Consider the following 12,600-nt stretch of genomic DNA (forward strand, 5'->3'; position numbering starts at 1 on the left):
AGGCCCTTGGATGCGAATGTCCCCCGGCGCCGGCCAAGGCCGGCGCCTCCTCCTTGATTTCGCACCCAAGGGCCTTCACCCCCGGCGTTCCGACATGACCGGTGGCTCCAGAAGCGCACTCCCAGGGAGGGTCTGCTTCGCGTTCCAGCGTGGCCGCGCGATCCCGACGCGACCTGCCGGCCTGGACGGCGAAATCAAGGAGGAGGCCGCCGCCACGGGCGTCGGCCGGGGGACATTCGCCGTCCAGGCCGGCAGGTCGCGTCGGGACAGCCAGACAGCGGCGAGAACCGGCGATCGAACGCAAGCGGCAGCGTCCACGCCTTCGCTGAAAGCGAGCCCCCTCACTTGGGAGAAGAACCAAACTTTGGCAATGCCCGGCCACAGCCCGGGCATCGCCTCAGGTCGACAGCATTCGTCCACCGTCCAGATGCAGCACCTGGCCGGTGCAGTAGCGGGCGTCCATGAGCAGCCAGCGCACCGCTTCGGCGACTTCCTCCGGGGTGCCGGTGCGACCGAGCGGAGTGCGCGCGAGCATGGCCACCTGCGCCGTGCTGCAGCTGTCGCCGCCGTCCTGGGCCTCAGGCCACAGGATCGCGCCCGGCGCGACCGCGTTGACCCGCACTTCCGGGGCCAATTCGACCGCCAGTGAACGGGTCATCGCCAGCAGCGCGGCCTTGGCCATGCAGTAGACAGTGTGTTCACGCAGTGGGCGATCGGCGTAGATGTCGGTCAGATTGACGATCGCGCCGCCTGCGGCCTTGAGGTGCGGTGCCGCGGCCTGGGCGAGGAAGAACGGTGCGTGCGCGTTGCTCGCGAACAGCCGGTCCCACTGCGCTGGCGTGGTGGTGCCGATGGGCGTCGGTTCGAAAGCCGAAGCGTTGTTGACCAGTGCGTCGAGGCGGCCGAAGCGGCCGATGGCCTGCGCGACCAGTTCGGGCAGGCGATCGAATTCGGCCAGGTCGGCCTGCAGAAGCAGCACGCTGCCTTCGCGCATGGCTTCGAGCTCGCCCGCCAGCGCTTCGGCCTCGGTCGCCGAGCCGCGGTAGTGCAGGGCGATGTCATGACCGGCCGCGTGCAGCCGGCGGACGATGGCGGCACCGATACGGCGGGCGGCGCCGGTGACAAGGGCGACGGGGCGTTGGGTGGGCATGGTCGGCATCAGTAGGAGTCGTCATCCCGAGCGTAGCGAGGGAGCTGCTGTTCCGCCATCGTGCAACAAGTAGCCCGGGTAAGGCGAAGCCGCACCCGGGAGGGCGTCTCGAATCTCCGGGCTACGCGTTCCGAGCCTGCGATAATCCGCGCATGCAGACACTCCCCGCCCCCGATACCGATGCGCTCGCCCACAGCGCCCGCCTGAGCGCCCACCTGCGCGCCGAGATCGAGCACAACGACGGTGCGATCCCGTTCTCGCGCTTCATGGAGCTGGCGCTGTACGCGCCCGGCCTGGGCTACTACAGCGCCGGCGCGAGCAAGTTCGGCGAGGCCGGCGACTTCGTCACCGCGCCCGAGCTCGGCCCGGTATTCGCCGCCTGCGTGGCCGAGGCGCTGGCGCCGGTGATGCAGCAGGTGGGGCCGGACGGGCTGTTCCTGGAGCTGGGCGGCGGCACCGGCGCGTTCGCCGAGGTGGTGCTCAAGCGGCTGACCGAGCTCGATGCGCTGCCGGACCGCTACGCGATCCTCGAACCCAGCGCGCAGCTGCGCCAGCGCCAGCGCGAACGCTTGCAGGAGCGCCTGCCGCCGCCGCTGTTCGACCTGGTCGAATGGCTGGACGGGCCGTTCCAGCATGACTGGCAAGGCGTGCTGTTCGCCAACGAGGTGATCGATGCGTTGCCGACGCCGCGCTTCGCGATCGTCGACGGCGAAGTGCACGAGGAGTTCGTGGTTGTCGACAGCGAGGCGGTGGCTGGCGGCGACGGTTTCGCCCGCATCACCCGCCCGGCCGACGGCTTCCTGGCCAACGCCGTGCACCACATCGAACAGAAACTCGAACGGAAACTGCCCGATGGCTACCGCTCCGAACTGCTGCCGCAACTGCCGTACTGGATCCAGGCGGTTTCGGGCGGGATGAAGCGCGGCGCGATGCTGTTCGTCGACTATGGCTATCCACGCGGCGAGTACTACCTGCCCGAACGCAGCGACGGAACCCTGCGCGCGTTCCATCGCCAGCACATGCACGCCGATCCGCTGTTGTGGCCGGGCCTGCAGGACATCACCGCCTCGGTCGATTTCACCGCCCTGGCCGAGGCCGGGGTCGGCGCCGGCTTCGACTTTGCCGGCTACTGCTCGCAGGCCAGTTTCCTGGTGGGGAATGGTCTTGCCGGCGTGCTCGAACGGATCGAGCGCATCGCCGACGACGGCGAGCGCCTGCGTCGCACCGAGGAGGTCAAGAAGCTGACCCTGCCCAGCGCGATGGGCGAACGCTTCCAGGTCATGGGGTTCGAGAAGGATGTCGAGTTCGGCGCCGCCTTCCTGGCCGGCGACCTGAGTTTCAGGCTTTGACGGGGCCATCCGTGAGCCGTGCACTGCGGCCGTTCCGCCGGCCGTGGCTGTGGTTCGGCGGCTGGCTGGCGCTGGTCGCGCTGGTGGTCGCGGCTTCGCTGATGCCGGCGGGCAATCTGCCGCCGGCGCCGTTCGAGAACGTCGACAAGATCGAACACTTCCTCGCCTACGCCGTGCTCGCGGCCGGGGCGGTGATGCTGTTCCAGCGGCGAGGGATGCATGCCGCGCTGGCGATCGCGTTGATCGGGCTTGGCGTCGGTCTGGAGTTCGCCCAGGGTGCGCTGACCGCGGCGCGTACGGCCTCGGTGGCCGACGCGCTGGCCAATCTGCTGGGTGTGCTGGCCGGCTGGGCACTGGGGTGGACCCGCTTGCGCTTCTGGTTGCAGAAGGTCGACGCGCGCCTGCCCTGACCGTGCGGTATTGCAACAAAAATGCAATTGCGTGATCAGTGTCACGAAGGCAGATTGAGCAAGAGATTCCCGCCGATTGCGAAAAAGTTAAGAAAGGGTAAGCCTCGATTCCGGCCCCATCGTAGCGGGCCCCGTCTGTCACTGCGCAAGGAATCGAGTTCATGTCCGTTATTCGTCACCATCGCCTGGCCCTGGCCGTAACCGCCACTCTCGCCGCCAGCGTCACGCCCGTCGGGTTCGGGTCCGCCCAGGCCCAGGAGTCCGCCACCACCCTCGACCGCATCGAGGTAGTCGGCTCGCGCGTGCCCGGCCGCACCGCCGAGGACACCGCAGCCCCGGTCGACATCATCGGCCGCGAGGAGATCGCCGCCACCGGCGCGATGGAGGTCGGCCAGATCCTGCAGATGCTCGAGCCCTCGTTCAATTTCTCGCGCACCTTCGTGTCCGACGGCACCGACATCCTGCGCCCGGCCACCCTGCGCGCGCTGGGTCCGGACCAGGTCCTGGTGCTGGTCAACGGCAAGCGCCGCCACCAGCAGGCGCTTGTCAACGTGCAGCAGACCATCGGCCGCGGCTCGGCCGGCACCGACATCAACGCGATCCCGGTCTCGGCGATCGAGCGCATCGAAGTGCTGCGCGACGGCGCCGCCGCGCAGTACGGCTCGGACGCGATCAGCGGCGTGATCAACATCATCCTGAAGAAACAGACCGACCACACCGAGCTCATGGTTCAAGGTTCGCAGTACTACGCCGGCGACGGCGAGATGCTGCACGGCTCGGTCAACACCGGCTTCAAGCTCGGCGGCGACGGCTTCATCAACCTGTCGGCCGAAGCGCGCAACCGCAACGAGACCAACCGCGCCGGTCCCGACAGCCTGCGCGTCGACCCGCCGCGGGTGACCCAGCGGCTCGGCGACGCCGACGCCAAGGACTACTACCTGTGGTTCAACAGTGGCATCCCGGCCGGCGCTGGCGAGCTGTACGCGTTCGGTGGCCTGTCGCGGCGCGAGGGCGATTCGTCGGGCTTCTTCCGCAGTGCCGGCGACAACCGCACCGTGCCGGAGCTGTACCCGGACGGCTTCCTGCCCAACATCCTGACCACGGTCGAGGACGGCTCGCTCGCGGTCGGTTTCCGCGCGCCGATCGGCGACAACTGGGACTGGGACATCTCGGTCAACCACGGCCGCAGCAAGTTCGGCTTCGAGGAGAGCAATTCGGTCAACGTCAGCTGGTGGTACGAGCCGATCGATCCGGCCAATCCAGCCGCCGGCATCCACGCCGCCTCGCCGACCTCGGCCGACACCGGCACCCTGGAATACGACCAGACCACCTTCAACCTCGATTTCCGCGGCAGCGTCGGCGGCTTCAACGGCGAACCGGTCTACCTCGGCACCGGCCTGGAATACCGCCGCGAGAACTACGCGATCCGCGCCGGCGACCCGGTGTCCTACACCTACGGCCGCACCAACAACCGCGACATCGAGATCATCGGCCAGGCCGGCGAGACGGCGCAGCCGGGCATCCAGGGCTTCCCCGGCTTCTCGCCGATGGAGGCAGTCGACAAGGGCCGCCACAACATCGCCGTCTATCTCGATGCGGAAACCAACCTGAGCGAGAAGTTCCTGGTCGGTGCCGCGGTCCGTTTCGAGGACTACTCCGACTTCGGCAACACCACCACCGGCAAGCTGTCGGCGCGCTTCGACGCGACCGAGACATTCGCGGTGCGCGGCACGCTTGCCAGCGGCTTCCGCGCACCGGGCGTGCAGCAGCTGTTCTACAGCCAGCGCTCGACCAACCTCAATGCCGAAGGCGTGCTGACCGACACCCTGACCGCACGCCAGGACAGCGAGGTGACCCGTGCGTTCGGCATCGAGCCGCTGCAGGAGGAAACCTCGAGGAGCGGTTCGCTCGGCGTGGTGATCCGGCCCAACGAGCGCTTCTCGCTGACCGTGGACATGTTCCGCGTCGACATCGACGACCGCATCATCTTCTCCAGCAACATCCAGCCCGAGGCGGTCGGGACCGACGGCAACCCGTGCGCGGTCGACAATGCCAACTGCCCGATCCGCGCGATCCTCGATCCGGTCGGCGTCGGCCAGGTGCTGTTCTTCACCAACGCGATCGACACCCGCACCACCGGCGTCGATGTCGTCGCCAACCACAGCACCGAATTCGCCGGCGGCTCCACCCTCGACCTGACCGCGCTGCTGCACTTCAACAAGACCGAGGTGACCGCGCGCCGGTCGCAGTCGGCGATCCTGTCGCCGGAAGCGCTGTTCGACGACACCCAGGTGACCCTTCTGGAGGAAGGCCAGCCGCGCCAGCAACACTCCTTGCAGGCGATCTGGCGCCAGGATGCCTGGCAGGTCACCGGTCGCGCCAACTACTACGGCAAGGTCGCCGGCGAGGGCTTCACCCCGGGGGTCAAGCAGACCTGGGGCGGCAAGACCCTGTTCGACCTGAGCGTGCGCTACGCGTTCTCCGACGCGCTCTCGGTCACCGTCGGTGGCAACAACATCTTCGACGAGTACCCGGACAAGTGGGACGAGCAGGACGGCTTCCCGTTCCCGCAGCTGGGCTTCAAGTACGGCTGGGAGACGATGCCGTTCGGCATGAATGGCGGCAGCTACTACGCCCGGATCGATTACCGGTTCTGAGCGCGCGGGCATCGGATCGCCGTCGCGGTCCGGTGCCCGTTCCGGATCGGCCATGCCGACCGCGGTCGAAGTGGGACGCGGTGCGTGAATCCGGCAGCCGGACCGCACCATGCCCCGGACGGGGATTGCAATTTGTTCAGGAAACGCTACATTTCGGCCTGAACGCCGGCTGACGGAATGATTGGGGGATCGCCCGCGCTGCGTTCAAGCGACAGGGGGGAGAGATGCCGGGCGGTGGGGAGACCGCCCGGCATCGCTTTTTCTGGACCCCGTCGGACCGGCTATCCGTCTTGCCTTGTTGCCGCTATTGCCGCGATCCGTGCCTTGCGCAACGCTTCGCCGATGGCGGGGCCGTTGAGTCCCTTCGCCACGTCCTGCGCCTTCACCGCCAGCGCGGCGGCGTGGGCGGTACGCAATGCGTCGGCCTGCGGGTAGGCGTCTTCGCCACGACCGGCACGGCCGCGTTTGTCGGCCTCGCAGACGGTGGCGAGGCGGCCAATGCGTTCCGGCTTGCGGAAACCATCACAGCGCGCGATCAGGTCGTGCACGGTGGTCGCGCGCAGTTCGTTGAAGCGATGCACGTTGAGGTGCTCACGGCAGGCGATTTCGGCCAGCGCACGGTGCTCGTTCGGCACCTTGAGCCGTTCGCACAGCGCCTGCAGCGGCTTCAGGCCGGCGTGCTCGTGACCGACGTGGGCGGGCAGTTTACCGGCCGGCGTCAGCGCCTTGCCCAGGTCATGCGTCAACGCTGCGAAACCGATCATGTCGTCGCCGGGTGCAAGCCGCGCGGCCATGTCGCAGACCAGTTCGATGTGGACGCCGGTATCGACCTCGGGGTGGTATTCGGCGCGTTGCGGCACGCCGTACAAAGCGTCGACCTCGGGCAGCACCACGGCCAGCGCACCGCAGTCGTGCAGCGTGCGCAGGAACGCCGACGGCATGGCCGCGACCAGTGCGCGACGCAGTTCCTGCCACACCCGCTCGGCGGTCAGCTCGGCCAGCTCGCCACTGGCTGCCATCTCGCGCATCAGCTGGACGGTTTCCGGCGCGACGTTGAAGCCCAGCGGCGCCAGCCGCGCCATGAAGCGCGCCGCGCGCAACACTCGCAGCGGATCCTCGGCGAACGCCGGGCCGACATGGCGCAGCACCCGCGCCTCGATGTCGCGCGCACCGCCGAACGGATCGACCAGATGACCGTCCGCGTCCTCGGCGATCGCATTGATGGTGAAGTCGCGCCGCGCCAGGTCCTGCTCCAGCGTCACCGACGGATCGGCGTGGGCGACGAAGCCGCCATGCCCGCGCCCGCTCTTGCGCTCGGTGCGCGCGAGTGCGTGCTCCTCGCCGGTGTCCGGGTGCAGGAACACCGGGAAATCGCGGCCGACCTGCTGGAAGCCGGCGGCCCGCATCGCCTCCGGCGTCGAGCCGACCACCACCCAGTCGCGATCACCCGGCGTCAAACCGAGCAGGCGGTCGCGGACCGCGCCGCCGACGAGGTAGGTGGTGGGGGTGGGAGGGTTGGGACTGGGCGACATACTGGGAAGCGTTGCGGGCATCTAGGAAATGGGGATATAACACGCCCTTGTCTGTCGTCTACAGGTCTGGGGAGACATAGGGCGGCAGGGGAAGGGAACAGGACATTCACGGAATGCGGCCCGCAACGGGCGGCAACAGGAAGAAGATCAATGGGAACAAGCCGGCCGATGGACGATTGTCGCGGTGCTGACTGCGGCGCGGGTTTTCAGCTTGGGCGCGCAGACCGGGGAGTTGGGGAAGCGCCTCAGAGAGGTGTGCGAGGCTTAATTACCTCCGTTCCCCTTTCACCCTTGAGCTATCGGTATTCCGCGAAGCCGAAGCTTCTAGGGTGGGTACTGCTACTGTCCGCGTATTATTTTGCATCGAGTATCGCCGCGGCTCAGGAATATGATCCGAAGATGGCCTACAAGATCGTGACGCAGAATTCTGCAGTAAAGGCCATGGAAATTGCGGGCGAGTCGATCAGTCTCGTGGACCGCAAGGTGCAATGGAATGTGACTGACATGGTGATTCCTGGAAATGGATTGCCTATTGAAGTTAGTCGCAGTCACCGTCTACCTGTTGGCGGCTTGTACGATAACTGGAGAGGGGACATGTACAACTGGGAGTTGAGTGTTCCCAGGATTGCAATGTCTCACTCAATTTACGGGTTGAATGATCACAAGCTCGAATCCCTTGGCTGTATTACAACAGCGAAGCAAGTCAATGTAATGGTCAATGGCGAGGGTGATTTCAGGCCCATTGCCATGAATGCTTCGATCAACTACCCGAAGCTTTCATCAAAATCTCCGCATGCTCAATTCAATAATAATTGGCTGATGTACTGCGGTCAGAGCCTGACGACTCGGTCGAACAGCATCGATGAGTTGGGTCAGCCGCTTCCCAAGAGTACAAATAGCGCCATTACATTGGTTTCTCCGGATGGAGTCAAATACCACTTTGCCTACTTTTCAAGTGAAACCAAGTCCATACCAGGGCCCAAGGATCCGGATGATCCGAGTTGGGGTAATGTGGTGGATAGGGTGGCTTCTCACTATGTAACGGACATTGAGGATCGCTTTGGAAATCACCTGACTTTTCATTACGAGAAGCGATCAGATAACTGGCGTGGCTGGGTCCTGCGCTTGCAGGAGGTCAGTGCTAGTGATGGTCGCAGGGTGACGCTCGACTATCACGTTGACGATCACGGACAGACGGGAAAGCCTGGGAGCGGTCGTCATCTGAAGTCAATCACTTCCGGAAACAGGACTGTAAGTTACGCATACAGATCTGGAGATAGTGGTCAGCCGCAACTGCATCGTGTAACCGATGCCGATGGCCGATTTTGGGAGTACAACTACTATCCGTTGGGAAGTGAGCATGGACTGGATGTTATTCGAAGTGTCACTATTCCTTCAGGGGCTGTAATTTCATATGAGTACGAGTTGCTTGCGTCACTCAACTCGGATGAATGTAAAAAAATAATCGGGGTTATGTCCGGAACAAGGCTTGGGCCTGGGAGTAATTCGCCGGGAGCCCCCTATGTCGAAAAACATCCGGCGGTTCTGAAGAGAAGCGTGGCTGATGGCTCAAGCAATGTGTTGACGCAGGATTATTCCACGTCGTGGAATCAGGATGCCAACGAGTCGGGCAAGCATTACATTGTTACCAGGGTGACGGGGCCTCAAGCCCAGGATGTCTATCATCATGTTTGCTATGACGTATGGAAAAGCGATACGAATCGAGTGGACGCAAGGCAGCTCGCGCTTGTAAAGCACGAGACCTTCGGTGGCAGCAATTACGCGACCTTGTTGCGCAATGTGGAAACCGAATGGAAAACGAGTTCCTATTCCGGGGACTACCGCCTGACCATTGGCTATCAACACATACTCTCCACTGATCGTCTCTGGCAGAGCAAGGTGATTACTCGGCTGGGTTCGGACGCCTTTACCAGAGTGGGCTCATCACCCAATGCATATGGGCAGTTGATGTCTATCACGCGTAACAGCTCGATCGGGTACAGCCGAAGCGACAGGATCGATTACCACAATAGTCCATCAGAATGGATTATTGGACAGGTCAAGTCGGTGACCAATGTCGAAACCGGCAAGGTTGTCAGCCAGACCGACTATGATTGGAAGTCTTTGCCGTGGAAAGCCTACGAGTTCACGCTCCTCAAGCAGACCTTCAGCTATAGCACCACCGACGGCATGCTCAAGAGCATCACCGACGGTCTGGGCAATGTCACCACTCTGGCGAACTGGAAACGCGGCATCCCACAGAAGATCACCTACGCCGACGGCAAGACCCAGTCGGCGGTGGTCAACAACGACGGCACGATCGCCTCGGTCACCGACGAGAACGGCTACAAGACCTGCTACGCCTACGACGCGATGGGGCGGCTGAGCAATATCACCTATCCATCGGAATCGTCCAGCGGCGTCTGCGACGCCACCACCTGGAATGCGACCACGCTTGATTTCTCGGTCAAGGCGGGAGTGTACGGCCTGCCCAATCATTGGCGCCGGCTTGAACGTACCGGTAGCGGTTACAAAATCACACGCTACGACGCGCTGTGGCGCCCCGTCGTGGAGGAAAGCTACGACAATGGCAATTCCGCCAGCACTCGTAGCATCGTGGTCAAGCGCTACGACGCCGCCGGACGGCTCGCGTTTCAATCCTATCCAGTTCGAACGCTGGGCAACTGGACAGATACCTCGCTCAAGGGCATCAAGACTAGCTATGACGCCTTAGACCGGGTCACTTACGTCAAGCAGGACTCGGAGCTGGACCTGAACCAGGACGGCATTCCAGATGAACTGGTTACCCGCATCGAGTACCTCAGCAATGCCGACGGCTACTACACCCGGGTGACCAACCCGCGCGGTCAGCAGACCCTGACCTGGTACCAGGCCTTCGACCAGCCGAGCTACGACAGCCCTGTCACCATCCGGCACCCGGCCGGCGCCCGCACCCACATCACCCGCGACGTGTTCGGCAAGCCGACCAAGATCCGGCGCAGCAACAGCAACAGCGCCACCGACGGTACGGTTGCCCTCGATCGCACCTATACCTACAACAGCAACCAAGAACTGTGCCGTGTCGTTGAACCGGAAACCGGTGCGACTCTGATGGGTTACGACGCGGCCGGCAACCTGGCTTGGTCGGCCGCTGGCCTGCCCGCCAGCACCGCCTGCCATGCGACCGGCAACACCACCGCGATCAGCGCCCGGCGGGCAATCCGCACCTACGATGAGCGTAATCGGATCAAGTCGCTGAGTTTCCCGGACAACAACGGCAACACTACTCACACCTATACCGCGGATGGCTTGCCCGACACGGTCACCGTCAACAACAACGGCGGAAGCGATCAGATTGTTACCACGACCTACGGGTACAATCGCCGCCGGCTGCTGACCAGCGAACAAATGGCATTGAACGCCTTCTCGTGGCCCAACACGTATCGGTACAACGCCAACGGTCACTTGATCGAACAGGGCTACCCCGCCGGACAGACCATCAAGTACGCAGTCAATGCACTGGGTCAGACCACGCGGGTATACAACAGCAGCGGCGCGAACTATGCCAGTGGCGTTTCCTATCACCCCAATGGGGCCATCGCGCAGTTCACCTATGGCAATGGCATCACCCACACCCTGACCCAGAATGCACGGGGACTGCCGGATACCAGCACCGATGCCTATGGCACCACCAAGTTCCTGGCCGACAGTTACGACTACGACGGCAACGCCAATGTCGCCGCGATCACCGACGGAGCGACCGGCCGCAACCAGCGCGGCAACCGTGACATGGTCTATGACGGGCTGAACCGGCTGACCAGCGTGTCCTCGCCCATGTTTGGTACCGCCACGTATGCCTACAACGTGCTCGACGACCTGACCCGGGTCAAGCTGAGCGGAGGTGCGGCGGCGCGGGATCACTACTACTGCTATGGCAGTGGGAGCCGCTTGGCCTTCGTGCGCAGTGGCTCGGTGTGCTCGGGCAGTTCAGCTAGCCCGGCGGTGCATGCGTTGAGTTACGACGTGCAGGGCAATCTGAAGAGCAAGGACAACCATAACTTCAGCTTCGACTACGGCAACCGCCTGCGCAGCGCGAAGGTGGGTAGTACGACTTCGGCCTACGTGTACGACGGCCAAGGGCGCCGGATGCGTGATAGCGTCAATGGCGACAAGTTCAGCGCGTACATACAGGACGGCAAGCTGGTCTACGACTTCAACAGCCGCCAGAAAAAGCGCCATTGGTATGTGTACTTGAGCGGCAGCTTGGTGGCGGTACACGAGAAAGACAGCAGCACCAACGCCGAAGCCATCAAGTACCAGCATACCGATGCACTGGGCAGCCCGGTGGCGGTGACGGATGAAAGCCGTGTCGTCATCGAGCGCAGCGAGTACGAGCCCTATGGCAAGGTGCTGAACCGGCCATTGAAGGACGGGCCGGGGTACACCGGGCATGTGGAGGATGCGGCGACGGGGTTGATCTATGCGCAGCAGCGCTACTATGACGATGACATCGGAAGGTTCCTGAGTGTCGATCCGGTGACGCCGTATGACCAACCCGTGATCGCGTTTAATCGCTATCGTTACGCCAACAACAACCCTTATGGGTTCACTGATCCTGATGGGCGACAAAGTTTTGGACATCGGAAAGATATTTCGTGGTGGAATATTCCTGCGCACGTAGGGAACTGGTTCGCCGAGACTCGTGACTTAAGCGTAAACGCTGCATTCGGAACCCAAGCGGCGCCGGAGGGCGCGCTAGTTGAACAGTATGAAAAGGCAGGGGATGCAATCCTGATATCGCAAACCCTCTTCCTCCCGGGTTTGGCAGGTGTGACAGCCGAAGCGCAAGGCGCCAGGTATTTCTCTGCTGGGGTCGGCTCTTGGTCAAAGAGGTTCTTTGAGGGCGCAAAGTACTCTGAGCGAACACTGTCTCAGACGGATAAGTACCATGCGTTTCCAAAGTCAGTTGATGGGTTTGCGCGCGAGTTCGGTAAGGTCACTTTCTCAAAGGATAGTCGTGGCGTAACAGTGGAGAAGCTGACATTGCGAGGCCAGATGGAGGGTTCGAAAGGGTGGGTAAGAGGAACTTTTGAATACGTCAAGAATCAGAAAAATGAGATATACCATCGTCTCTTTAAGCCGGATAAGGTGAAATAATGGTTAAGGAGAGCAATTGCTACTCTGTGCTGGCGGATTTTATTGGCACGCACGGAAAGTTTGTGGAGGACGATTTTCCTGTTACGGGCTTGACAAATTCTGATGCTCGCTTGTTCTTGGGTCTATTGAGGGAGTGCCGCATTAGGCCATTAGGTATCGAGCTTTGGCGTGCGACTGCTCATGGTTATGACGTGGATGGAGCAAAAGGCTGGTATTCGGAACGCGGAACGATTGAGGCTGACTATCAAGGCGCATTGGCCTACCTTAATTCAGAATGGCTCGGTTCTCGCGATTTATTCGTCTTCCAGTATTGAGCGGAAAAGGGCCAGATTGGACTGCCCCGGC

At 62.9% G+C, this 12,600-nt stretch carries 7 protein-coding genes; 5 read left to right on the top strand and 2 right to left on the bottom strand.

Annotated elements, in window-relative coordinates; translation table 11 throughout:
* Positions 1-397: 397 nt before the first annotated feature.
* Positions 398-1,150, bottom strand: coding sequence for a pteridine reductase (locus FKV23_RS01220; protein ID WP_141622216.1), 753 nt, complete (start codon positions 1,148-1,150; stop codon positions 398-400).
* 152 nt (positions 1,151-1,302) lie between these two features.
* On the opposite strand from FKV23_RS01220, the gene FKV23_RS01225 reads away from it, so the two are divergent.
* The 3 genes from FKV23_RS01225 to FKV23_RS01235 all read left to right on the top strand — a co-directional run bounded on the left by FKV23_RS01225 (position 1,303) and on the right by FKV23_RS01235 (position 5,566).
* Positions 1,303-2,499, top strand: coding sequence for a class I SAM-dependent methyltransferase (locus FKV23_RS01225; RefSeq protein ID WP_141622217.1), 1,197 nt, complete (start codon positions 1,303-1,305; stop codon positions 2,497-2,499).
* 11 nt (positions 2,500-2,510) lie between these two features.
* On the top strand, positions 2,511-2,909 hold the full coding sequence (locus FKV23_RS01230; RefSeq protein ID WP_141622218.1) for a VanZ family protein: 399 nt from the start codon (positions 2,511-2,513) through the stop codon (positions 2,907-2,909).
* Between the two features lie 161 nt (positions 2,910-3,070).
* A complete protein-coding gene (locus FKV23_RS01235; protein WP_141622219.1) occupies positions 3,071-5,566 on the top strand; it encodes a TonB-dependent receptor plug domain-containing protein in 2,496 nt (831 codons plus the stop codon).
* Between the two features lie 281 nt (positions 5,567-5,847).
* On the opposite strand, the gene FKV23_RS01240 is transcribed toward FKV23_RS01235, so the two are convergent.
* Positions 5,848-7,098, bottom strand: coding sequence for a multifunctional CCA addition/repair protein (locus FKV23_RS01240; protein ID WP_141622220.1), 1,251 nt, complete (start codon positions 7,096-7,098; stop codon positions 5,848-5,850).
* Between the two features lie 399 nt (positions 7,099-7,497).
* Here FKV23_RS01240 and FKV23_RS01245 point away from each other — a divergent pair, with 399 nt between their 5' ends.
* Positions 7,498-12,255 (top strand): RHS repeat domain-containing protein, encoded by a 4,758-nt coding sequence (locus FKV23_RS01245; protein WP_167284874.1) that lies wholly within the window; start codon positions 7,498-7,500, stop codon positions 12,253-12,255.
* On the top strand, positions 12,255-12,569 hold the full coding sequence (locus tag FKV23_RS01250; RefSeq protein ID WP_141622222.1) for a hypothetical protein: 315 nt from the start codon (positions 12,255-12,257) through the stop codon (positions 12,567-12,569). Before FKV23_RS01245 ends, FKV23_RS01250 begins: the two co-directional genes overlap by 1 nt.
* Positions 12,570-12,600: the final 31 nt, after the last annotated feature.

The organism is Lysobacter alkalisoli, assembly GCF_006547045.1.
Lineage (GTDB): Bacteria > Pseudomonadota > Gammaproteobacteria > Xanthomonadales > Xanthomonadaceae > Marilutibacter > Marilutibacter alkalisoli.